The sequence below is a fragment of the Polaromonas sp. LjRoot131 genome (assembly GCF_964252805.1).
In the GTDB taxonomy this organism is placed as follows: domain Bacteria; phylum Pseudomonadota; class Gammaproteobacteria; order Burkholderiales; family Burkholderiaceae_C; genus Polaromonas.
In genome coordinates, this window is record NZ_CAXUPF020000002.1 from 292,235 (window position 1) to 315,622 (window position 23,388).

A 23,388-nucleotide genomic window follows, 5' to 3' on the forward strand; every position below is an offset into this window, starting at 1 on the left:
CGCAGGTGCCCCATGCCGGGTGAGCATCGTCATCAAGGCGCTGAACGAAGAAAAGCGCATCGTCGCCGCAGTGGAGAGCGCGCTGACCGCCGTCCGGATGGTCGGTGGCGAGGTGGTGCTCGCCGATTCCTGCTCCAGCGACCGCACCGTGGCACTGGCGTCTGCCTATCCCATCCGTATCGTGCAACTGGCACGCGCCGATGAACGCTGCTGCGGCGTCGGCCCCCAGCTGGGTTACCAGCATTCGGTGGGCGAATTTGTTTACATCCTGGACGGCGATATGGAAATGCTGCCCGGTTTTTTGCCGGAGGCGCTGGCCTTCATGCAGGCACACCCCGACGTGGCCGGCGTGGGAGGGCAAGTCGTTGAAATGAATACCAGCAGCCTGGAATATGTGGCGCGCGTGGAGCGGGGTTTGGGCCACATGCGGGCGGGCATGGTGGACCGGCTGGACATGGGCGGCCTGTACCGCAGGGCCGCAGTGCAGCAAGCCGGGTATTTTTCAGACCGCAACCTGCACAGCTATGAGGAGTTTGACCTGGCCATGCGCCTGCATGCCCGGGGCTGGAAGTTGTGGCGCCTGGGCACCGATTCCGTGCGGCACCATGGCCACGATGCGCCTCCCTACCAGTTGCTGGTGCGCCGCTGGCGCAGCCGCTACATCTGCGGCCTGGGCGAAGTGCTGCGCGCGGCCTGGGGCGAGTCGCACCTGGGGCTGGTGCTGACGCGGGTGCGCGAGTTGCGGCTGTATGCCGCCGTGCTGGGATGGTGGGCCGTGTTGCTCGCCGTTCTGGTGGCCCCCCTGCCGTGGGCAGCGCGCATCGCGGCCTTCTCCTGCATTGCGGCGCTACCCATCCTGCTGATGGCATGGCGAAAACGCAGCGCCACAAAAGCCGTGTTTTCGGTCGTGTCGTGGTGTTTTAACGCTGCCGGCCTGGTTCGCGGGCTGTTGACGCCGCAGCGCCCTGCGCGCGCGGCCATAGACAGCGTCGAGATCCGGAATACGCCTGGCGCGGTTTAAGCGGCCAAGGCCTACGGTAGCGCGCGGGATTCGGCCGCTGGCTTGCGAAGGCCTAAGCCGTTGCCGCGCAGACGCGCAGCACTTCGGCGCCGTAGGCTTCGCGCTTTTTCACGCCTATGCCGCTGATGCCGTCCAGGTCGTCCAGGCTTTGCGGCGCCCGTTCGGCGATGGCGCGCAGCGTGGCGTCGTGGAAGATCACGAAGGCCGGCAGGTTGTGCTCGCGCGCGACTTCGGCGCGCCAGGCCTTCAGGCGCGCCAGGCGCTCGAGCGCGCCGGCATTGAGCGCGGCTTCGGCCAGGCCCTTGACCGAGGTCTTGGTCACGCGCTTGCCGCGGCCGCCGGCCTTGGCGCCCGCCGCCTGCTCGCGCAGCACCACGCTGACCTCGCCCTTGAGCACCTGGCGCGCGTCCGGCATCAGCTGCAGGGTGCTGAAAGCCTCGGCGTCCACACGCACCATGTTGCGCGCGATCAGCTGGCGCAGCACGCCGCGCCACTGCGCCTCGGACAGGTCCGCGCCTATGCCGAAGGTGCTGAGCTTGTCGTGCCCGTGCTGGGCCACTTTTTCGGTGGCCTTGCCGCGCAGGATGTCCATGATGTGGCCGGCGCCGAAGCTGATGCCGCTGGCCTGCTGTACACGGTAGATGCAGCTGAGCATCTTGCGCGCCGCCTCGGTGGCGTCCCACACCGCCGGGGGGTTCAGGCAGTTGTCGCAGTTGCCGCAGGGCTGGCTGTCCTCGCCGAAGTAACCCAGCAGGCTGACGCGGCGGCAGCGCGTGTCCTCGGCCAAGGTCAGCAGCGCGTCGAGCTTGCCGCGCATCACCTGCTTGAACTCCTCGCTGGCGGCCTCACTGGTGTCAATCATGCGGCGCTGGTTCACCACGTCCTGCAGGCCGTAGACCATCCAGGCGTCGGCGCTCTGGCCGTCGCGGCCGGCGCGGCCGGTTTCCTGGTAGTAGCCCTCGATGTTCTTGGGCATGTCCAGGTGGGCGACGAAGCGCACGTCAGGCTTGTCGATGCCCATGCCGAAGGCGATGGTGGCCACCATGACGATGCCGTCCTCGCGCAGGAAACGGTCCTGCCGCTGCTGGCGCAGGCTTGAGTCGAGGCCTGCGTGGTAGGCCAGCGCCTTCAGGCCGGCATCCTGCAGCATGCCGGCGATTTCTTCGACGCGCTTGCGTGACTGGCAGTAGACGATGCCGGCTTCGCCCTCGTGCTCGGTCTCGATGAAACGCAGCAGCTGGCGCGTCGGGTCGGTCTTCTCGACGATGGTGTAGCGGATGTTGGGCCGGTCGAAGCTGCTGACGAACTGGCGCGCGTCCTCCAGCTTGAGGCGCTCTATCATGTCCTGGCGCGTCAGCGCGTCGGCCGTGGCCGTCAGCGCCATGCGCGGCACGTCGGGGAAGGTTTCGTGCAGCAGGCTCAGCGAGCGGTACTCGGGACGGAAATCGTGGCCCCACTGGCTCACGCAGTGCGCCTCGTCGATCGCGAACAGGCTCAGCAGCCCGCGCTCGTGCAGCGAGGCCAGCAGGCCCTTCATGCGCGGCGTGTTGATGCGCTCGGGCGCGGCATAGAGCAGCGTGAGTTCGTTGCGCAGCAGCTGCTTCTCGAGCTGGCTGCTTTCGTCAAAACTTTGCGTGGAATTGAGGAAGGCCGCCGACACACCGGCTTCGTGCAATGCGCCGACCTGGTCGTGCATCAGCGCGATCAGTGGCGAGATCACCACCGTCACGCCGTGGCCGGCCTGTTGCCGCACGATGGCCGGGATCTGGTAGCACAGCGACTTGCCGCCGCCCGTGGGCATCAGCACCAGCGCGTCGCCGCCGCGCACCACGTGGTCCACGATGGCCTCCTGCGGGCCCCGGAAGCTGTCGTAGCCGAACACCTCGGCCAGCACGTGCAAGGGGGTGGGAAGGGGGGAGACGGGGAGTGAGGACAAGGTTGGAAGGGGAAAAGGGAAAGTGGTGCGGTGAAGCCTGCTGCGCGGACGCCAGCGAAGCGGCGGCTACATCTGCTCCCAGGGCAGGCCGTCAAAACGCCAGCCCGAGAGCGTGGAACGCTGGAACTGCTCGTCGAGCTCGCCCTCGAAGCCGTGCACCACATGCTGCACATCGGTGAAGCCGGCCGCCTCCAGCGCCTTGCCCGCGTCCAGTGTGCGCTTGCCGGAGCGGCAGATCAGCAGCACCGGCTGCGCCTTGCCGGCCGCTTCGCGCGCCACGGCCTCGGCGAACTTCTGCGCATCGGGCTGCAGGTCGGGGTATTCGTACCACGGCACGTTGACCACGCCCGGCGGGCGGCCGACATACAGGGACTCGATTTCCATGCGCACGTCCACAAACAGCGCATCGGGATGCGCCTGCAGCCAGGACCAGGCTTCTTTGGGTTGAAAATTTTTCATGATGGAGCCAATACCCCTATTGTCGAGGAAAGTCCGCCGCAAAACGGAGCCCCTCTTAAAATGGCGCCATGAAGCCAATCCCCTACACCCGCGGCCAACAACTGCCGGCCATCCTGGAACAACGCATCGCCATCCTCGACGGGGCCATGGGCACCATGATCCAGCGCTTCAAGCTCAACGAGGCCCAGTACCGCGGCGAGCGCTTCAAGGACTTCCACAAGGACGTCAAGGGCAACAACGAATTGCTGAGCCTCACGCGCCCCGACGTGATCCAGGACATCCATGAAGGCTACCTGGCCGCGGGCGCGGACATGATTGAGACCAACACCTTCGGCGCGACCACGGTGGCGCAGGCCGACTACGACATGGCCGAACTGGCCGTCGAGATGAATTACGAGTCGGCCCGCATTGCGCGCGCCGCCTGCGACAAGTTCTCCACGCCCGACAAGCCGCGCTTTGTGGTCGGCGCCCTGGGCCCCACGCCCAAGACGGCCAGCATCAGCCCCGACGTGAACGACCCCGGCGCGCGCAACACCAGCTTCGAGGAGCTGCGCAAGGCCTATTACGAACAGACCGAGGCCCTGGTCAAGGGCGGCAGCGACGTGCTGCTGGTCGAGACCATCTTCGACACGCTCAACGCCAAGGCGGCGCTGTTCGCCATCGACGAGTACTTCGACAACTCCGGCGAGCGCCTGCCCCTGATCATCAGCGGCACCGTGACCGACGCCTCGGGCCGCATCCTGAGCGGGCAGACCGTGACGGCTTTCTGGCACAGCGTGCGCCATGCCGCGCCGCTGGCCGTGGGCCTCAACTGCGCGCTGGGCGCCACCCTGATGCGCCCCTACATCCAGGAGCTGGCCCGCGTCGCCGGCGACACCTTCATCAGCTGCTACCCGAATGCCGGCCTGCCCAATCCCATGAGCGACACCGGCTTCGACGAGACCCCCGACGTCACCTCGCGCCTGCTGCGCGAGTTCGCCGACGAGGGCCTGGTCAACATCGTGGGCGGCTGCTGCGGCACCACGCCGGACCACATCGGCGCGATTGCGCACGCCGTGGCCCCCGTGGCCGCGCGCTCGCTGCAGCGCGGCGGCTTCTACAAGGAAGCCGCCTGAGGCTGAGGGGCCTTTCCGGCCGCGTCGCCTCCTTCTTCAAGCCGCGGCGGTTACAAAGTATCCAGGCGGGACCTGCCCCGGTGGGTCACATTTAGCGGCTATAGTCAGGCCCGTTTGTCAGGCCTGGTTTTCACCATCCGGCGCTGCGCCCTGCAGCTTGCCCTTGGCCGGACACAACACAACATCACAACTAAGGAAATCATGAACGTGCGTTCATTCATCAAGATCGCCGCGGCATTCGCCGTGGCCACGGCCGCCCTGGGCGCCCATGCGCAGCTGGCCCCGCAAAAACCGGTCACCATCATCGTCCCGTACCCGGCCGGCGGCCCGCTGGACAATGCCGCGCGCATCCTGGCCGAGAAACTGCGCCCCCTGCTCAAGACCGAAGTGACGGTCGACAACCGGCCCGGTTCCGGCGGCAACGTGGGCGCCGCCCTGGTCGCCAAGGCGCCGGCCGACGGCCATACCCTGGTGATGGGGGCGGTGGCCACCCACGCCATCAATCCCTGGCTGTATCCCAACATGCCTTATGACGCGCTCAAGGATTTCACGCCCATCACGCTGGTGGCCCGTGTGCCCAATGTGCTGGTCATGAACGCCGAGACGGCGAAACGCCTGAACATCAAGGACACCAAGGACCTGATCGCCTATGCGCGCAAGAATCCCGGCCGGCTGAACTACGCCTCCGGTGGCAACGGCAGCGCCGGCCACCTCGCGGGCGAGCTGTTCAAAAGCCTGGCCAAGATCAGCGTGGTGCACCTGCCTTCCAGCGGCTCGGCCCAGGCGCAGGCCGGCCTGCTGTCCGGCCAGACCGACCTGATGTTCGACAACCTGGCCTCGGCCAGCGCCAACATCAAGTCGGGCAAGCTGGTGGCCTTCGGCGTGACCACCATCAACCGCTCCAGCAGCTTCACCGAGATCCCCACCATCAACGACGTGCTGCCCGGCTTCCACATCAGCACCTGGTTCGGCATCTTCGGCCCGGCCAACCTGCCCAAAGCCACGACCGACCAGCTGCAAAAAGCCTTCGCCGCCGCGCTCAACACGCCCGACACGGCCGAAAAGTTCGCCCGCATGAGCGCCACGCCCAGCCCCATGACCTCGGCGGATTTCGCCTACATGGTCATGAAAGAGCACGCCGATTACGGCCGCCTCATCAAAGTCGCAAAGATCAAGCTGGATTAAGCGGACATCCCATTCCCGGGTCTTCGTACCTGGGAATGGCGCAATCGGGCGTTCAACCGGTAAAATACCGGCAATCCAAGGAGCGTTGCAGCGGACCCCAGCGTCCGTCAGGCTTGGGTTACAGGCGGCCTCCCGGCGCGGCCTGCGGCAACGACGCTCACCCTGGAACCTGTTCACGGTCTAAACGGGACCGCGTTGGGGTGCAATCGGGATGAGTGGGCCGACCGGGAACGCCGCATGGGCTAATGCCCATGCAAGGGCTCGGGTGGCTCAATCGCCCGATTTCACCCCAACCCGGAGGGCAAGTACCTTTTCGGGCGGTCTGCGGCGTTGCGGCGCTAGCCCATAGGTGAACTATGGGCGTCGCACCGCGCCTTGCATCCCATCCCGAGAAGGTGCTTGCGCGGCCCCGTTTAGACCGTGAACAGGTTCTTACCCAAGGTGAGTCCGTGTCTGAAACCGAAAATTCCGTCTTTGTCCCCCCCATGAAGCTGTCCGGCCTGGAGCCGGTCAACATCGGCGCGGGCACCCTGTTCGTCAACATCGGCGAGCGCACCAACGTCACCGGCTCCAAGGCCTTCGCCCGCATGATCCTGAACGGCGAATACGAGCAGGCCCTGGCGGTCGCCCGCCAGCAGGTGGAAAACGGCGCACAGATCATCGACATCAACATGGACGAGGCCATGCTGGACAGCCAGGCCGCCATGGTGCGTTTCCTGAACCTGATCGCCAGCGAACCCGACATTGCCCGTGTGCCCATCATGATCGACAGCTCCAAGTGGAGCGTCATCGAAGCCGGCCTGCGCTGCATCCAGGGCAAGGGTATCGTCAACTCGATCTCGATGAAGGAGGGCCTGGAGCCCTTCAAGCAGCAGGCCAAGCTGCTCAAGCGCTACGGTGCGGCGGCCGTGGTCATGGCTTTCGACGAAAAAGGCCAGGCCGACACCTATGAGCGCAAGGTCGAGATCTGCGAGCGCGCTTACCGCGTGCTGGTCGACGAGCTCGGCTTCCCGCCCGAGGACATCATCTTCGACCCCAACATCTTCGCGATTGCCACCGGCATCGAGGAGCACAACAACTACGCGGTCGACTTCATCAACGCCACGCGCTGGATCAAGCAGAACCTGCCGGGCGCCAAGGTCTCGGGCGGCGTGTCCAACGTGTCCTTCAGCTTCCGCGGCAACGACCCGGTGCGCGAAGCCATCCACACCGTGTTCCTCTACCACGCGATCCAGGCCGGCATGGACATGGGCATCGTCAACGCCGGCATGGTCGGCGTGTATGACGACCTGGACCCGGTGCTGCGTGAGCGCGTCGAGGACGTGGTGCTCAATCGCACGCCCGTCTACAAGCCGGGCGAGCCCGAACTCACGCCCAGCGAGCGCCTGATCGAAGTCGCCGAAACCGCGAAAAGCGGCGCCAAGGACGACAGCAAGAAAAACGAATGGCGCGCCCTGCCGGTGCGCCAGCGCCTGTCGCACGCGCTGGTCCACGGCATGAACGAGCACATCGTGACCGACACCGAAGAGGTGTACCGGGAGATCCTCGCCGAAGGCGGCCGGCCGCTGCACGTCATCGAGGGCCCGCTGATGGACGGCATGAACGTCGTCGGCGACCTGTTCGGCCAGGGCAAGATGTTCCTGCCCCAGGTGGTCAAAAGCGCCCGCGTGATGAAGCAGGCCGTGGCGCACCTGCTGCCCTACATCGAGGCTGAGAAGCTGCTGCTCGAAGCGGCGGGCGGCGACGTCAAGACCAAGGGCAAGATCATCATCGCCACGGTCAAGGGCGACGTGCACGACATCGGCAAGAACATCGTGACCGTGGTCCTGCAATGCAACAACTTCGAGGTCGTCAACATGGGCGTGATGGTGCCCTGCCACGAGATCCTGGCGCGCGCCAAGGTCGAAGGCGCCGACATCGTCGGGCTGTCGGGCCTGATCACGCCCAGCCTGGAAGAGATGCAGTACGTGGCCGCCGAAATGCAGAAGGACGAGCATTTCCGCATCAAAAAAATCCCGCTGCTGATAGGCGGCGCCACCACCAGCCGGGTGCACACGGCCGTCAAGATTTCGCCGCACTACGAAGGCCCAGTGGTGTATGTGCCCGACGCATCCCGCAGCGTCAGCGTGGCGCAAAGCCTGCTGTCCGACCAGGCCGCCAAGTACATCGAAGATCTGTATACCGACTACGACAAGGTGCGCACCCAGCACGCCAACAAAAAGCAGGTGCCGATGTGGCCGCTGGCCAAGGCGCGCGCCAATGCCACGCCCATGGACTGGGCCGGCTACACGCCGCCCGTGCCCAAGTTCACCGGCCGGCGCGTGTTCAAGAACTTCGACCTGGCCGAGCTCGCGCAGTACATCGACTGGGGCCCCTTCTTCCAGACCTGGGACCTGGCCGGTCCGTTTCCGGCCATCCTGAAAGACGAAGTGGTGGGTACGGAAGCCGTGCGCGTGTATGCCGACGCGCAGCGCATGCTCAAGCGCCTGATCGAAGGCCGCTGGCTGACCGCCAACGGCGTGATGGCGCTGTACCCGGCCAACAGCGTGGGCGACGACATCGAGATCTACACCGACGAGACGCGCAGCGAAGTCGCCATGACCTGGTACGGCCTGCGCCAGCAGACCGAAAAAACCGCGATTGAGGGCGTGATGCGGCCCAGCCGCTGCCTGGCCGACTTCGTCGCGCCCAAGGGCGTTGCCGACTACATCGGCGTCTTCGCCGTGACCGCCGGCATAGGCGCCGAGAAGAAGGAAAAGTACTTCCTCGACGACCACGACGACTATTCGTCCATCATGCTCAAGGCCCTGGCCGACCGCCTGGCCGAGGCCTTTGCCGAAAGCCTGCACCTGCGCGTGCGCAAGGACCTGTGGGGCTATGCGCCGGCCGAGTCGCTGGACGGCGAAGCATTGATTGCCGAAAAATACCAGGGCATACGCCCCGCGCCCGGCTACCCGGCCTGCCCCGACCACAGTGTCAAGAAAGAAATGTTCGAGTTGCTCAAGGCCGACGAGATCGGCATGGCCCTGACCGAAAGCCTGGCCATGACACCGGCGGCCAGCGTCAGCGGTTTTTACCTGAGCCACCCGCAAAGCACATACTTCAACGTCGGCAAGATAGGCGACGACCAGCTGCAGGACCTGGCCCAGCGGCGAGGGCTGAAGGCGGCCGAGCTGCAGCGCCTGCTCGCACCCAATCTTTAGAGCCACTCACAAAACCCTCCTGGCGTTGTTGCGTCACCTTGCCGTGCTGTAGCACTGTCTGCGGCGACGCGCCTAGCCAGGACCGCTTCGCTGGGTTTTGTGAGCGGCTCTAGAGGTACCGTGGTCATTCGTGTTTACGGCGGCTTTGCCGGAGAATAAGCTGCGTTTACATAAATACACGGCTGCTTGCCAAAGCGTGTTTACCTTCGCGGCATGGGAAACGTTGAACACCTGTTGATTCAGCCAACGCCGAGCAAGCGATTTGATTTCACCTGAGGGAATTGCCATGAACACATCCACCGAAACTCTCCAGCCCGGCCAGCAGGCCTCGTCGGCCAGCAAGCCCCTGTGGGCCGCCGTCGGCATCCTGGGCGTCGCCGTCCTGGCCATGGGCGGCACCATGATTTACCAGATGCGCAACCCGGTGGGCGCCACGCCGCCGGTGGCGCTGGCCACCCCGCAGGCGGCGCCGCAAGTGGCCGCGCCCCTGGCCGCGGCCAGCAGCAGCGCCAGCGCAGCCGACGACCTGGCCGAGAAACCGGCCGCGGCGCCCGCCAAACCCGCACCCGTGCCCGCCAAGAAGGTGGCCAAGCCCACACCCAAACCGGCGCCCGCGCCCAGCTACGCCGGCGTATCACCGGCGCCAGGCCCCTATCCCGCACCGGTCGCCGTCGCGCAGGTCTGCCATGTGTGCGGCGCTGTCGAGTCGGTCACGCCGATTGAGCGCTCCACCAAAGCGCCCGGTGTCGGCATAGGCACCGTGGCCGGCGGCGTGCTGGGTGCCGTGCTCGGCAACCAGGTCGGCCATGGCGGCGGCCGCACTGCGGCCACCATCCTGGGCGCGGTGGGCGGCGGTTTTGCCGGCAACGCAATTGAAGGCCATATGCGCAAGGAAACCGTCTACCAGGTCGGCGTGCGCATGGAAGATGGCTCGCAGCGTATGGTCGAAGTGGCGCGCGCCCCCAGCGTGGGCAGCCGCGTGACGGTGGAAGGCAATGTGCTGCGCACCGGCGACGGCGCCACCTACGGCCCCAAGCCGGCGCCTGCGCCTGTGGCCGCACAGCCCGCCGCAGAGCCGCCTCCCTATTACAGCCGCTGACCGGTCCTCAGAAGCCGTTCCGGCCGGCAAGGCCCCAAGCGCCCCGCAACCCCGTGTTGCGGGGCTTTTTTACGTCAGCCGCCCGGGGGGCTTGGCGCTATGATGGCCCGGCTCATTACAAGGAGGATCGCATGCGGCGCTTTTTCATGCTCCTGCTGGCCCCGCTCATGTTTGCCGGCATTTTTCAAGCCCTTGCGGCCGGCCCCAAAGCCGGCCTGGACAAACTGGAATTCGCGGGCGCGCACGACCAGAACACCCCCGTGCTGCTGAGCGCCGCCTCGCGCCCCGTCCCGTTTCGCGGCGCCGACGGGCGCGTGCACCTCGACTACGAGCTGCAGGTGATCAACGCGCGTGCCGTGCCCGCCAAGCTGGTGTCGCTGGAGGTGCTGGACGCCGCCTCCGGCAAGGTGCTGGCCAGCGTATCCGGCGCCGAGGTCGCCCGCACGTTTTCCGTGCTGGGTGGCGCCGCCGCCGACAGCCTGGACGCGGCGCAGGCCGGCTTCTTCTGGATAGACGTGGTGCTTGAGCCCGGCCAGGCCCTGCCCAAAACCCTGTCGCACCGCGTGGTGACGGCCGGCGCGGAAGTCAAACTCACGGCCGCCGTCAAACCTGCCAGTGAAGGCGTGGTCCAGACCACGCAGACCGGCGGCAACGTGGCCGTCAGCACCCGGCCGGCGCCGCTGATAGGCCCGCCGCTGGAGGGCACCGGCTGGGTGGCTTTCAACGGCTGCTGCAAGGAGGTGCCGCACCGCCGCGCCGGCATCCCGGTGAACGGCGTGCTGTATGTGAGCCAGCGCTTCGCCATCGACTGGATCAAGCTGGACGCGAATTCGCAGCAAAGCAACGGCGACAGCAACCAGAACCAGAACTGGCCGACCTACGGGCAAAAAGCCATTGCCGTGGCCGACGCCAGGGTGGTGTCCGTGCTCGACGGCCTGCCCGAGCGCGTGCCCAATGCCTTGCCCTCCGACACCACCATGCAGAACGTCACCGGCAACCACGTGGTCCTGGACCTGGGGCGCGGCTACTACGCGTTTTATGCGCACCTGCAGCCAGGCTCGCTCAAGGTGCGCACCGGCGACCGCGTCAAGCGCGGCCAGGTGCTCGCGCTGTTGGGCAACTCGGGCAACACCACCGCGCCGCACCTGCACTTCCACGTGTCGGACGGCATGGGCCCCTTGTCGTCCCAGGGCCTGCCTTATGTGATTGATTCCTTTGTCGTCAAGGGCGTCGCCGCCGACGTGACGGAGCAGGGCAAGGTGCTGGTGAAGCCGTTGCCCTTGCAGGGCCCGCAGCGCGCGTCCTTGCCCCTGGATGCCTATGTGGTGGATTTCCCGTCATTGAACTGAAACCAGGCCAGGCCCCCGCCGGCCGCCTCGCGGCGGCAAAACAGCAGAAACATGTTCAGACTTGCGTTGATTCTTTTTGGCGGCGACGCGCTGGGCAGGCGCTGGAAAATTTTCATGGCGGCCGGCGTGCTGACAGCCCTCACCGGCGCCGTGCTGCTGGCCGACCTGGTGGACGGCGTGGCCGACGTCGCCACCTGGGTGCTGGGCGCGGTGCTGCTGGTCCAGGGGCTGGTCGAGATGGTGGTGGGCGCAACCCACGCGCGGGTGCGGCGCCGTTTCGAGCTGCTGCGCGGCGCGGCCATGGTGGTGTGTGCCTGCCTGGTGCTGGACTTCCCCTGGGACAACGCGATCGCCGCCGGCATCCTGTTCGGCGCCGCCTTCACCTTCAACGGGCTGATCCGCATCGCCTCCAGCTGGCTGATCCGTTACCCCAGCTGGCGCAAGTCCAACCTGATGGGCTGGGCTTACCTGCTGCTGGCGCTGCTGCTGTTCACCGACTGGCCGGTGCCCTCCAGCATGAACGTGTCCCTGTGCACCGGCCTGGCGCTGGGCGTGGGCGGCTACATCCTGATGCGCGGCGCCTGGCGGCTCAGGCGCCTGCCGCGCGGCTCCCGGCTGGCGGCCATCGAGCTTTACAGCGGCACCCGGGTGCTGTCGCCCGATGCGGCGCCGGCCACGCCCGAGGCGCTGGCCGCGAACGCCGCCGCCGGGCACATGATCGTGCATGTCTGGACGGCGGTCGACGGCGACCAGGACCGCATACGCCTTCCGCTGATCGAGCGCTACATCGCTTCCATGACCAGGAAGGGCCGTGTCTCAACCGGCCACATCGCGCTGGAATGCGAAGACGGCCTGTACATCAGCCACCACCCGCGGGTCCGGCTGGCCATCACGCAGGCCAACCTGGTCGGCCACCTGCGCGCCACCTCCGGCAACGACCATCCCGGCGTCTGGCTGCCGGCCTATGCCGAAGAAGCCGCGGCGACCCGGCCTTCCACCCACAAGCTGCATTTCCGCGCGTACAACCGCGCCTACCTGCAGGCCTTCTGGGAGGCCTACCGGCAGGACGACACCTACAACCTCACCAGCCGCAATTGCTCCGTCGTGGTGACGCAGGCTGTGGACGCGGCCGTGGAAGGCGTCTTCGCCGACAGGCCCTTCTGGCGCACCCTGCTGCGGCTGGCGCTGCACCCCGACGTCTGGATGGCCGGCAGCGCGCGCGTGCGTGCCGAGGCCATAGCCTGGACACCGGGGCTGGCGCTCGATTACGTGGGCGCCGTCAGGCGCATCACCCACCCGCGCCACGACCTGAAAGTGCATCTTTCTCGCTGGTGGAAGACGCGCAGGACGCGCAAGCCGCGCGTCGGCTGAGCGTCGCGAAGAGCCTGCCTGCAGCCTGAAACGCCGGCTCTATCGGTAGTCCGCGGGCCGGCATCCGGACTTTCGAGGTCAGCAAACAGCAGCCGACGCTGGGGGCGCGCCGCACGTGGTCCAGGCCCACCAGCATCTGCAGCAGCCGCACCAGCAAGAGTTTGGGGCCGGTTTCGATGGTCTCCAACAAAATGATCTGGGACGCAAACGGGTCGAACACTAAAGATAAAGCGTGATCCGACTCGCCGATCGTGGTGCTGCAGTTTCGCCCGTGTGCCAGATGTTTTCGAGCCTTTCCCGCACCAAATCCATCGGTGTCGAAACGCCGCGCCCGCCGCCAAAGCGTGCGAGGTTTGCGGATTGCATCTCCAGGATTTTCTGGTCCTGCAGCGCCACGCGTTTCAGAAAGGGCCAGACAAACAAACGCACGGCCCATGCGGGTGCCCAACGGTTCTCCACGTGCAGCGTGGTGAACACGTGCGTGCGTGTTGCCGATTCGGGCGTGAAATGGAGCGTAATGCGCACCACTGCGCCGGTGCGATAACGGTAGACCAGCTGCGCCGAACCGGCGCCTTCAAATAAAGCGCATTCGGATTCACGTGGCGATTCAAACAGCCGGTACAACAGGCCTGACTGTTGCGGTTGCCCGTGATAGTCCACACGAAAGCCTGCCGGCGTATCGCTCAGCATGACATCGACCGTGTGGCGCACACTGTTCCGGCGCACCAGTCCCGGATGTACCAGATGTGTGTGCAGGGGGTCAAGGAAGTTCTCGATGGCATCCACGACATGCGCGCCCCATGACGTCTGCCACAGGAAACGGCGCGAACCTGCGGGTAGCGAAGAAATCATCTCGGGCGGTGCACCATCGCCTTCAGGCCCGAGACGCACCCATACCAAGCCGTCGAGTTCGCACACGCTGACGGCTCGAGCCGCAATATCGGGCGGCGTTGTGCCGGGTGCCAGCCCTGGCATCACCGAGCAGCGACCACCGGCCGAAAAAGTCCAGCCGTGGTACGGACAGCGCAAGCCGTCGGGCGTCACCTGCCCCGCTGACAGCGGCACCTGCCTGTGCGGGCAGCGGTCTTGCAGCGCCAGCAGTTCGCCCGTTCCCAGGCGGGCAAGTACCAGCGGCGTATCCATCACCGTAACGGCCAGCGGCTTGGCGCCGAGCTGCTGGACGCGTGCCGCTGCAAACCAGCGGCGTTGCAAAGAGGCATGCCAATGGCTCACAGGCGGTAGCGTTTCATCAAGGGCACACCGGCGTAGGCGGCAAGCCAGCGCAACCCCGCCAGCGCGATACGGGTTTTGAAGTGGAGATGTCGCGCCAGTACAGCGCTGTATTCAATTTCGGCGCGACCGCCGCGCTGGCGCTTGAACTGCGAGGCGCCAGCGCTGAGGTTCACGACGAGGTTGGTGCGCATGGCCTCATCAAACACCGTAGCCATCAGCAAGCGGTAAAGTCCCAACGATTGCGGCAACGCGGTGTTGTAGCCAACGATCGGCGCAGTCAAGGTTCCGCCTTGACTGAACAGTCCAACGACCGCCTGCAACTCGCCGGCTGCATCCCGAAATCCGTGAAGCGCCAAGAGGCCGGCTTGGTGCCAGCGTTGCATAAAGGCGGCGGTGTACTGCGGGTTGAAGCGCGAGTATTTTTCAAGGTAGAGCGCGGCGTAAAGCTCGGCAACCCGTGCGTAGTCGCATTGGCTGAAGGATGCCGAGGCCACGCGTTGCAACGGTGTGCCGTGCAGCAACTTCAGGTCGCGCCGCAAATCCGACGGCTGCCGTTGGGTGCTTGAAAGCGCTTCAAAAAGATAGACCTGACGGCTGGGGATCAACAGAAAACCCCGTTGCCGCAGAGCCGCCAGCCAGTCCGGATTCTGCATGGCATTAAGCGACCGGAACCACACTGCGTGACGGGGCCAGCGGTGCAGCGCCGTGGCAATCACCTCGTCGAGTGCGGCTGCGTCCAGCGGCGGGTAAAGGTTGGTGCTGACCAGCCAGTTGTTGGCGGCTACCGTATGGTCGATGCGGGCCCAGCGCAGTACCTTGCCCATCAGGCGGCAGGCGGCCCACAACGGTGCGGCCAGCCATGCGGGAAAATGCCGCAGCGCTTCGTCGGCCGCGTAATCGCAGTAAGTCGTCAACGGCGAGCAGATCCACGCGTTGCCGGACTCGCCGTGGGTGACGGTTGTCGGCAAAGCATAAGTGCCGCCCTGCAGCAATTCGACATGGGTGCGCAGGTTGGGCGCAAACTCATGCGCTGGCACGTCGCGAAGCATCGCTAACCACGTGGCTGCATTGCTGGCAGCGTCGCCGGCGCCGGAAAAGTCGCGCGCACTCATACCGCAGCCAGTTCCTCGCCGTCCCACTCGATGTCGCGCGAGGTGGCTTCGCGCAGGGTGTGGCCGCCCTGGATTGCCAGCCGTGTGTAAGAGCCGATGTCGGCCAAGCCGCCAACGCCGGGCAAGAAGTCGTTGCCGCGCACCAGCACGTCGTCGGCCCGGCGCCAGTCGGCGCGCCACCGGGACAAGGCACCGCTGTTGGCGGCTTGCAGCAGCCCCGCGCTGAGCATGAGCGGCGCGATCATGCGGGCGCGTGTGGCGGTGGGTATTGCACAGTCGGCCGCTTCGCCGGTCAAGGCGGCGGGCACGGCGTCCGCGAAGTCAAAGAGATGCAAACCGCTGATGGCGCGCGGGTTGCATTCGATGACGGAGGGTGTGTCGCCGCCGCCGTCGATCCAGTCGAAGGAGATCTGGCCCGTGAAACCGATGTGCGCCACCAGGCGGCTGACGAAGGCATGGATGGCGGGTGAGCTGTGCTGGTCAAAGTAGTAGCTTGAACTGCGCCGCAAACGGTAAGCCGGCCGGTACACGGCATGGGCCAGCAAACGGCCGCGATCCGCAATGCTGTACGAGCACAGCTCGGTCCCGGCGCGATGGTGCTGCACGACCCAGCGACCCTGCGCGGCCAGCGGCGGCGCATCGTCGGGTATGCCCTGCGGGTACAGGCGCACATGCACGCCGAAGCGCGAAAACTCCGGCTTCAGCACGGCGCCGGTTTCACCGCTGCCACCACCCGTCGCGCGAATCCAGTCGCGGGCCTCGTCCAGCGTCTGCACCACGGCGCTGGGCGGCGGGTTGCCGCCGCAGCTTTGCGCCAAGGCCTGGAAGTCCCATTTGCTGTGCAGCAGCCGAAGCTTGTCGAAATCGTCGACCGCCAGCCGGCACGAAGCCGGCAGCGCGGCGCGGTAGCGGGACAGGTAAAACACTTCTTCGCAGGTCGGCACCACAAGGTCTATGCCCAGGCGTGTGATGGCCTGCCTCAAACCCGCGACAAAACCGGCGGGGTCCGCACGCGGCGACGCCAGTGCCACCTTGCCGGCCACGGCGCGCGACCAGCCGGACAGCCGGCATGCGATGCTGTCGCCGATATAGGCCGTCCAGCCCTGCTGCGCAAACCGCCGTGCGTGGTCGAGGGCGACAGGTGCGCGGCCGCTGAGGATAAGAACGTTGGGCATGGTGGGAGGTTCCGTTCAGAGAGATGGGGCCGGGGTTTCAGGCCGTCGCCCCATGGCCCGCAAGAAGGTTTGCTGCGATGTGATCAGCTGGCTGTAGTTCAGCTCGCGGTACACCAGGCCGTGGCGCGAGGCTACGCGGGAGACGATTGCGGCGAGGGCCGGGTAGTGGCGATGGCTGTAGGTCGGGAACAGGTGGTGTGTCAGGTGGGCATTGAGCCCGCCCAGCCAGTAGCCGACCCACGCCGGCTCCGGCATCCAGTCGCAGGTGGTCAGGAAGCTGTGCTCGTGCCAGGTGTGCGGCATGCGGCCGTCGGCACCGGGCTGGAAGAATTCGACCTCCGCCCAGTGGGTGCCGAGGATCATCGCCACCAGCAGGCAGGACGCAAGCATCTGCCCCAACAGGTACCAGCCTGCCAGTTCCCACCAGCCGATGCCGGCCTGCCGCAAGGCGATGGCGGGCAACACCCCCACGATGGCGATGTGCGCAGCCTTGGACAGCAGAAACACCGCCCATTCGCGCCAGCCCGAGGTGCCGCTGCTGCCGGCTACCTTGGTTGCGCCGAAGCGGTCGGCCCAGTCCGAATACCAGCAGAGGTAGGGCAGCGACAGCGCGGCGACCAGGGGCCAGTAGAGGTGCTGGTAGCGGTACTGTGGCGCCCAGGCCTGAAAAGGCGTCTGCCGCAAAAACGGATTCGGCTCGGTGTCGAGGTCGTAGCCTTCGACGTTGGCATAGGTGTGATGAAAGTGCACGTGGCGCAGCGTCCAGTAGCCGGCGTCAATGCCGACCGGAATGCTGGCCAGCCGCTTCCACCAGCGGTTCAGGCGAGGCGACCGGAACAGCGCGCCATGCGCGGCATCGTGCAGGGTGTTCATGGCCAGCGCCATCGCCAGGAACAGGAAGGCGACGTAGGCCGGCACGAAATGCCAGCGGGTGCCGGCCGTCAACGCCAACACATACGCCAGCACCAGCGCGGCCGCCAGGCCGGCCGCTTTCAGTGCCAGCCAGCCGTCGCCAAAGCGGTCGGTCGCGCGTGACTTCAGGTAGGCATCGGCTTCGAGCATCAGCTCGCGCCGGAAGGCGGATCCAGCGGCAGCTTGAAAACGCAGCGGCGGCAGGGTGCTCATGCGGATCTCCGGGGCTGGCGGCCGGGCGATGTGGCAAGCGCCAGCCGTCGTGCGCCGTCCAGGCCGTGCAGCCCCAGCGGCAACAGGAGCGCGATGGCCCACGGGCCGCCGAGGCCGCCATGCAGGGCAAACAGCGCGGGCATGCCCAGCGCGACCAGCACCCAGCCGGCCAGCCCCCATTGCTTGTCGTCGGACATGCCGCCGATCGCCAGCATGCCGGAAAAAATACCGGCAAAAAGCGCGATGCGCGGCGCCGCCGTCCAGCTTTGCGCTTGGTCGACGTAGTAGATGGTGCAGCCGAACAGCAGCACGCCGGCGATACCGATGTAGGGCCCCGATACCGCGAGGGCCTTGCGCCGCGCCAGCCCGGGAAAACGCGCGTTCAGCCAATGAAAAATACCGGGATTGCTGGCCCATAGCGGGTTGTGGCTGGCTGCGCCGCCGGCGCCCGCGGTGACGCCGTAGCGCATGGGAATGTCGTCGCGCTCGGCCTGGTAGCTGCCGAAGAGCTTGTCCCAGACCAGGAAGGTGCCGCCGAAGTTGCGGTCGATGTAGGCGGGATCGGTGCCGTGGTGCACCCGGTGGTTGGAGGGGGTGACCAGAATGCGGTCAAGAAAGCCCGACTTGCCGACCAGCGCGTTGTGGTTGTAGAACTGCACGCCGTAGTGAATCGACGAAACCGCGACAAAAATCTCCAGCGGCATGCCGAGCACCGCCAGTCCCGCGATGAAGGGGAAGTTGGTCAGCGATGAGTACCAGGAATTGCGTATGCCCAGCGACAGGCCGAAATGTTCTCCCTGGTGGTGCACCACATGTACCGCCCAGAACAGCGGCACTTTGTGGTGCAGGCGGTGCATCCAGTAAAAACAAAAGTCCCAGGCGATGAAGGCGAACAGCCATTGCCAGGCCACCGGCCATTGGTCGATCCAATGAAGGTTCAGATGCCGGAGCACCAGGCTGAAGGCCAGCACCTCGACCCCCCGGAACACCCAGACCAGGATGTGGCCGGAATTGAGGTTGAAGACGATCTCTTTCCAGGGAACAGCCTGGCCGCGTGAAAATTTCAGGACGGCCAGCTCCAGCAGCACCAGTGCGAGCATGAGGATAAAGGTCAGTGCAAAGACATTCATGTGAGGGACTCCTTTGCCGCGGCAACCGGGTCGCGGCGATGCAGGGCCAGGCGGCACAGCGCGCCGCTCGCCACGCCCGCTGCCAGCCCGGCAGCCACGTCCAGGCTGAGATGGCGGCGCAACTGGATGACGGAAAAACAGATGCACAGGGCTGCGACCATCGCCAGGGCCGAACGCAGCGGGCGCTTGGCGTCCAACAGCGCCCAGACGCAGAGCAGCGTCAGCGCGGCATGCAGCGACGGCAGGCAGTTCTGGGCCGAATCGCCCCACAGCAGCAGGCGCAGCAGCGAAGCCTCCAGGCCGGTGCCCGCGGCTGCCAGGTGGGCCGCGTAGTCAGGATAGACCAGTGTCGTCGGCCACAGCAGGAAGACGGCGCCGCACAGCAGTGCGCATGCCTGCATGGACATGCGCAGCCAGCGCAGCCTGGCCGTGTCAGCCGTGAGGAAGGTGTAGGGAATGAACACAAAGAAAGACAGGTAAAGCCACAAGCCGGCCGGATTGAAGGCAATCAGGCGGTCGAGCGCGGTTTCGGGCAGTACCCTCCCTTCACCCTGCCAGGCGCTGCTGAGCCCGTAAACAAGGCCGACGCTACCCCAGCCGATCAGCATGTCGCGCACGCGCAGGAAGAAGCCCAGGTTGGCGTCGGTGCGTTCATGCATGGCCGCTCCCTTCAAACGCCAGCTTGCGGATGCGGCGGCGCTTCTGTGTCGGATCGAAAGCCGGCACGTCCTGTGACAGCGTCCACGAGAGCACGGGGGTGGCAACGCCAAGCTGGGCAAGTGCTGCATTGAGGTGGGCATGCACAGCTTGCAGGACAGGCGGCGCAAGCTGCGCATGCAGCGTCAGCGACGACTCGCCGGTCTGCAGCAAACGGTAGTCGGCGTCGGCCGGCAAAGACTGCGCAAGCGCGCGCGACAAGACATCGGCGAACACGGAGATCGCCTTGCCGTCGGCACCGGGCAGCTGCAGCATGTCGTCGCAGCGGCCCTCGATATGGTCAATGGCACGGGTGGCGCGGCCACACGCGCACGGCGTGGCGCGCACGGTCAGCACGTCGCCCAGCCGGTAGCGCACGATGGGCTGCGTCAGGCGGCTGAAGTCGGTGATGACCGGCACGAAGCGGCGCTGTTCATCGTCCAGCCATTCGGGCTCGATGTGCACAAACTCCTCGTTGAGGTGCAGCACGCCGTGTTCGCAGGTGCTGGCCAGGAATCCTTCCGTGGCCTGGTAAACCTGGTGCAGGGGGCCGAAGGCACGCTCGATCAGGGCCCGGTCCTGCGGCTCCAGCACTTCGGCGACCGAAATGACGCGCTTGGGGCGTACGGCCAGCTCGCCTGCCAGCACCGCAATGGCCAGTTCGCGCAGCACCTGCGCGGGCGCGACGATGATCGTCGGACGGTAGGCCTGCAGCGCGGCAAGGTGGGTTTCAAAAGGCTGGAACAGGTCAAAAAAACGCAGGCTCAGCCAGCGGTTGCGTACGGCGGTGTAGAGGTTGCTGTTGGCCCGCAGAAAAAGCGCCGCGCGTTCACCGGCCAGCAAACCATCGGGCAAGACTTTTGCCAGCAGAATGCCCGCCCAGCGCGCCTTTTCCCGGCCGCTGACCGCGAAGGCCCCGCGCTGGGCCGAGGTACCAGACGACAGTCCGACGGTGATGCCCCCGACAGTGGGCGTGAAGTCCCGGCTGCGTTCGGCGGCCTGCGCCTCGGCCATCACATTTTCCAGCGTCAGCCCGGCCGTGTTCATGGCGTTGAAATTCGCCAGCATAGCCGCCTTGTCCATGGACGGCCACTGGTCCAGGGGCAAGCGGCGGTAGGGCGCGAAATAAGCGCTGCGACGGCAGAGCGTGCGCGTGAACTTTTGAAGTTGCCGCCTCTGGTGAGCCTGCAGTGCCGCACGGTCGGCGAACCGCAGCCGGCGGGCCTGGCAGTAGGCGAGCAACAACCAGAACAGGCGCTTCATGGCGCGGCCTTGCCCGGCGGCAGGTAATCTTCGGCGCTTTCATGGGTCAGGCGGATGGAGGCGCCGCCGCCGCGATGCAGCGCATGCAGTTTGCGCAGCGTGTCGTAGTAGGCCGCCCGCTGGTGCTGGATCAGGAAGGTCAGCTCCGACGGGCCGCGCAGCTGCTGGTAACTTTCAGCCGCCCAGCCGGCATCCGACGCCAGCAGCGTCCAGCCTTCGTCGCCCAGCACAAACGCTCCGAGGTGGCCGGCCGCATGGCCCGGCAGCTCGACAATGAACAGCTCGCCCGTGCCGGTGATGTCGCGGCCCGTCGTAAAAGGCGCCAGCGCGGCCGGAAGCGCGACCTCGGCAAACGATTCGGCAAATTCAAGGCGCGCGCCGACATCGTCCGGCATCAAGGCCGGCACGAAAGCCTGGCGCACCGACGCAAAGGCCGACAGCCCCTGCACCGACTGCCAGCCGGCAGCCGATGCCAGCAGGCGCGCCGAAGGAAAGTCGCGCAGGCCGGCCATATGGTCCGCGTGGAAGTGCGAGATCACCAGCATGGCGATGTCCGACGCGGCGATGCCCCGTTCTTTCAACTGGCCCAGCAGCGAATCGCGCGCTTCGAAGTGCACCGGCGTGACCATCGAATACAAACGGTAAATACCTTGCGATGTGGCTTCGCGAAAGCGGTCGGCATAACCCGTGTCCCACAGCACCAGCCCGGCGCGTGTTTCGACCAGGTAGGCGCGGGACGGGAAACACCGGCTGGCAAAACCGCTGCCCTTGAGCACCATGCAGGAGGGGTGCGTGCAATGCCCGACGCGAAAGGTGGTGAGCTTAGCCATGGGTGCCCATCCAGATGGCGGTGCGGTCCAGCGCATCCGAAAGGTTGACCGCCGGCGCATACCCCAGAAGTTGCCGGGCACGGCTGTTGTCCAGCGTCATGTCGAAGGCCAGCGCGCCGACGCCATAGGCCGTGAGCACGGGTTCTTTTTGCGTGATGCGCGCCAGCGCTTCCATGCCGCGCGCAGCCGCCGCCATCACCGGGTAAGGTACGCTGGCGATGCGAAACGGCCGTTGCAGCCGCTGCGCAAACAGCGCGACCAGGACATCCCGCAAAAGCACCGGTTCCTGGTTGGTGATGTTGAAGACGCTGCCACTGGGCACAGCTTCGGCGGTCGTGGCCAGCCACATCGCCTGCACCACGTTGCCGGCATAGGTCAGGTCCAGGGTGACCCGCCCGCCATGCGGCAGCGGCAGCCGGCCGTCGCGTTGCCGCAGCACGCGGGCGATGCGCGGCAGCAGCACCTGGTCGTACGGGCCGAAGATGGCGCGGGGGCGCAGGATGCTGCAGTGCATGTGGCGAAAAGCCGGCACCGCGTCCTGCACGCAGGCTTCGGCTTCGGCCTTGGTGCGTGCGTAGTCATTGACATACGCGGCCGGCCGAAAGCTTTCCTGGATGCCCAGCTGGGCGCGGTAATTGAAGTAAAGCGCGGGCGTGGAAATATGGACAAAGCGGGGCACCCCGGCATGGCCGGCGGCCTGCAACAGCTGCCGCGTGGCGGTGACGTTGGCCGCGGTGAAGTCGGCCGCTTTGCCCCACGGCGACGACAGCGCTGCGCAATGCCAGACCGCATCGACATGCCGCACCAGCGCAGCCAGGCCCGTGGAAGCGGTGTCGCCGGTCGCCGCCAGGTCCAGCGGCACAAACTCCGCGCCCATCGCGGACAGCGTCGCACCGGCCGCCAGGTTGCGGCCGGTGGCACGCACCTCGATGCCGCGGCTCAGCAGCGCTTCCACCGCGTTGCGGCCCAGCCCGCCCGTTGCTCCGGTGACGAGCACGCGTTTCACAGGTCCAGCACCAGTCCGCCGATCGTCAACCCCGCCGCCGTGCCGATCAGCAACAGGCGGTCGCCGGCTTTGGCCCGGTTCGTGACGACCGCTTCGTGCAGCGCCGTCGGCAAGGAGGCGGCGACCTGGTTGCCGTGGGTTTCATAAATATTGACGATCTGCGACGCCGGCAAGCCCAGATTGCGCGCCGCATGCGCCATGCCGAGGTGGCTGGCCTGGTGCGGCACCACGAGGTCGATGGACGCCTTGCCGCCGTCGGTTTGCGCCATCAGTGCCTCCAGAAACGGCGGCATGACCTTGGCGGCCAGCTTGAAGACGGCGCGGCCGTCCATGCGGAACAGAAAATCTTTCGGCACCGTGGCGTTGGGCGGATTGCGCTGCGAGCCGCCGCCACGAATCTCGCAGAAGCGTTTGCCTTCGGGAAAGGTTTCCATGCGGTAAGCCGCAATGCCCTGGGCGCCGTCGCCTTTTTCCAGGATGACGGCGGCCGCGCCGTCGCCAAAGATCAGCGAGGCCTCGGGCTCGTCCCAGTCCAGGCCGCGCGAAGCCATGTCGGACGCGACGACCGCGATGCGTTCGTAGCCGCCGCTCGCCAGCAGGCCCGCGGCGACACGGAGCGCGGCCATGAAACCCAGGCAGCTGGCGTTGACGTCAAAGGCCGGGGTGCCGCGCGGCAGGCCGGCATGCCCGGCAATAAAGCAGGCGGTGGACGGCAGGGCCTGTTCAGGCACGCCGCAAGCGGAAATCAGTAAATCAATGCTGGACACGGGCAAGGCGGCCCGCTGCAGCGCGTCCGCCAGCGCCGAAGCGCCAAGCTGGCTCTGGCTTTCGCCTTCGGCCGCAAAGTGCCTGACGCGGACACCGCTTTGGGCAAAGGTATGGCCGGCCGGCCAGCCGCGGCTTTTGTCCAGGCTTTCAGAACTTACGCGCAGCGATGGCAGCGCCTTACCGGTGGCAATCACGCGAACAGGAATTCTCATTCGCCCACGGGGTGTGATGGGCACCCGTAGCGCGCTGGCGAAGCGCGATCCTGCGATGAAATCTTTGTGCTTCCTGACATTCAGTTCCCTGGTGAGGCCG

19 protein-coding genes and 1 riboswitch are annotated in these 23,388 nt (G+C 66.3%); of the genes, 7 read left to right on the forward strand and 12 right to left on the reverse strand.

What is annotated here, in order from left to right; genetic code table 11:
- Positions 1–19 precede the first annotated feature (19 nt).
- On the forward strand, positions 20–1,021 hold the full coding sequence (locus ACSQ27_RS11800; RefSeq protein WP_436155695.1) for a glycosyltransferase family 2 protein: 1,002 nt from the start codon (positions 20–22) through the stop codon (positions 1,019–1,021).
- Positions 1,022–1,073: 52 nt separating this feature from the next.
- Here ACSQ27_RS11800 and recQ read toward each other — a convergent pair whose 3' ends face one another.
- Together recQ and ACSQ27_RS11810 are read right to left on the reverse strand one after the other, a co-directional pair.
- Complete coding sequence (recQ, locus tag ACSQ27_RS11805; protein ID WP_436155696.1) at positions 1,074–2,957, reverse strand: DNA helicase RecQ; 1,884 nt, start codon at positions 2,955–2,957, stop codon at positions 1,074–1,076.
- 66 nt (positions 2,958–3,023) lie between these two features.
- Positions 3,024–3,416 (reverse strand): rhodanese-like domain-containing protein, encoded by a 393-nt coding sequence (locus ACSQ27_RS11810; protein WP_436155697.1) that lies wholly within the window; start codon positions 3,414–3,416, stop codon positions 3,024–3,026.
- A 68-nt stretch (positions 3,417–3,484) separates the two neighbouring features.
- Between ACSQ27_RS11810 and ACSQ27_RS11815 the strand changes: the two genes are divergently transcribed.
- The 6 genes from ACSQ27_RS11815 to ACSQ27_RS11840 all read left to right on the forward strand — a co-directional run bounded on the left by ACSQ27_RS11815 (position 3,485) and on the right by ACSQ27_RS11840 (position 12,738).
- Positions 3,485–4,531, forward strand: a complete 1,047-nt coding sequence (locus tag ACSQ27_RS11815; RefSeq protein WP_436155698.1) for a homocysteine S-methyltransferase family protein — start codon at positions 3,485–3,487, stop codon at positions 4,529–4,531.
- 201 nt (positions 4,532–4,732) lie between these two features.
- Positions 4,733–5,716 carry a Bug family tripartite tricarboxylate transporter substrate binding protein gene (locus ACSQ27_RS11820; protein ID WP_436155699.1) on the forward strand — a complete coding sequence of 328 codons (984 nt, stop codon included), beginning with the start codon at positions 4,733–4,735 and terminating at the stop codon, positions 5,714–5,716.
- A gap of 71 nt (positions 5,717–5,787) precedes the next feature.
- A riboswitch (S-adenosyl-L-homocysteine riboswitch) is annotated at positions 5,788–5,882 on the forward strand.
- 283 nt (positions 5,883–6,165) lie between these two features.
- Positions 6,166–8,919 carry a methionine synthase gene (metH, locus tag ACSQ27_RS11825; protein WP_436155700.1) on the forward strand — a complete coding sequence of 918 codons (2,754 nt, stop codon included), beginning with the start codon at positions 6,166–6,168 and terminating at the stop codon, positions 8,917–8,919.
- Positions 8,920–9,205: 286 nt separating this feature from the next.
- Positions 9,206–10,018, forward strand: coding sequence for a glycine zipper 2TM domain-containing protein (locus ACSQ27_RS11830; protein WP_436155701.1), 813 nt, complete (start codon positions 9,206–9,208; stop codon positions 10,016–10,018).
- 131 nt (positions 10,019–10,149) lie between these two features.
- Positions 10,150–11,367: a M23 family metallopeptidase gene (locus tag ACSQ27_RS11835; protein ID WP_436155702.1), complete on the forward strand. Its 1,218-nt coding sequence runs from the start codon at positions 10,150–10,152 to the stop codon at positions 11,365–11,367.
- A 51-nt stretch (positions 11,368–11,418) separates the two neighbouring features.
- Positions 11,419–12,738 (forward strand): HdeD family acid-resistance protein, encoded by a 1,320-nt coding sequence (locus tag ACSQ27_RS11840; RefSeq protein ID WP_436155703.1) that lies wholly within the window; start codon positions 11,419–11,421, stop codon positions 12,736–12,738.
- 219 nt (positions 12,739–12,957) lie between these two features.
- On the opposite strand, the gene ACSQ27_RS11845 is transcribed toward ACSQ27_RS11840, so the two are convergent.
- Genes ACSQ27_RS11845 through ACSQ27_RS11890 form a run of 10 tightly spaced genes read right to left on the reverse strand, consistent with a single transcriptional unit; the run spans position 12,958 to position 23,288 of the window.
- Positions 12,958–13,950: a Rieske 2Fe-2S domain-containing protein gene (locus tag ACSQ27_RS11845; protein WP_436155704.1), complete on the reverse strand. Its 993-nt coding sequence runs from the start codon at positions 13,948–13,950 to the stop codon at positions 12,958–12,960.
- Positions 13,951–13,967: 17 nt separating this feature from the next.
- Positions 13,968–15,083 carry a hypothetical protein gene (locus ACSQ27_RS11850; RefSeq protein ID WP_436155705.1) on the reverse strand — a complete coding sequence of 372 codons (1,116 nt, stop codon included), beginning with the start codon at positions 15,081–15,083 and terminating at the stop codon, positions 13,968–13,970.
- Positions 15,080–16,258 (reverse strand): ATP-grasp domain-containing protein, encoded by a 1,179-nt coding sequence (locus tag ACSQ27_RS11855; RefSeq protein WP_436155706.1) that lies wholly within the window; start codon positions 16,256–16,258, stop codon positions 15,080–15,082. Before ACSQ27_RS11855 ends, ACSQ27_RS11850 begins: the two co-directional genes overlap by 4 nt.
- Positions 16,259–16,273: 15 nt before the next feature.
- Positions 16,274–17,383: an acyl-CoA desaturase gene (locus ACSQ27_RS11860; protein WP_436155707.1), complete on the reverse strand. Its 1,110-nt coding sequence runs from the start codon at positions 17,381–17,383 to the stop codon at positions 16,274–16,276.
- Positions 17,380–18,513: a sterol desaturase family protein gene (locus ACSQ27_RS11865; protein ID WP_436155708.1), complete on the reverse strand. Its 1,134-nt coding sequence runs from the start codon at positions 18,511–18,513 to the stop codon at positions 17,380–17,382. The genes ACSQ27_RS11860 and ACSQ27_RS11865 overlap by 4 nt, the downstream gene beginning before the upstream one ends.
- Positions 18,510–19,172 carry a phosphatase PAP2 family protein gene (locus ACSQ27_RS11870; protein WP_436155709.1) on the reverse strand — a complete coding sequence of 221 codons (663 nt, stop codon included), beginning with the start codon at positions 19,170–19,172 and terminating at the stop codon, positions 18,510–18,512. The genes ACSQ27_RS11865 and ACSQ27_RS11870 overlap by 4 nt, the downstream gene beginning before the upstream one ends.
- Complete coding sequence (locus tag ACSQ27_RS11875) at positions 19,165–20,472, reverse strand: F390 synthetase-related protein (RefSeq protein WP_436155710.1); 1,308 nt, start codon at positions 20,470–20,472, stop codon at positions 19,165–19,167. Before ACSQ27_RS11875 ends, ACSQ27_RS11870 begins: the two co-directional genes overlap by 8 nt.
- A complete protein-coding gene (locus ACSQ27_RS11880; RefSeq protein ID WP_436155711.1) occupies positions 20,469–21,302 on the reverse strand; it encodes an MBL fold metallo-hydrolase in 834 nt (277 codons plus the stop codon). The genes ACSQ27_RS11875 and ACSQ27_RS11880 overlap by 4 nt, the downstream gene beginning before the upstream one ends.
- Complete coding sequence (locus tag ACSQ27_RS11885; protein ID WP_436155712.1) at positions 21,295–22,308, reverse strand: NAD-dependent epimerase/dehydratase family protein; 1,014 nt, start codon at positions 22,306–22,308, stop codon at positions 21,295–21,297. Before ACSQ27_RS11885 ends, ACSQ27_RS11880 begins: the two co-directional genes overlap by 8 nt.
- Positions 22,305–23,288, reverse strand: a complete 984-nt coding sequence (locus ACSQ27_RS11890) for a 3-oxoacyl-[acyl-carrier-protein] synthase III C-terminal domain-containing protein (RefSeq protein ID WP_436155713.1) — start codon at positions 23,286–23,288, stop codon at positions 22,305–22,307. Before ACSQ27_RS11890 ends, ACSQ27_RS11885 begins: the two co-directional genes overlap by 4 nt.
- Between the last annotated feature and the right edge of the window lie 100 nt (positions 23,289–23,388).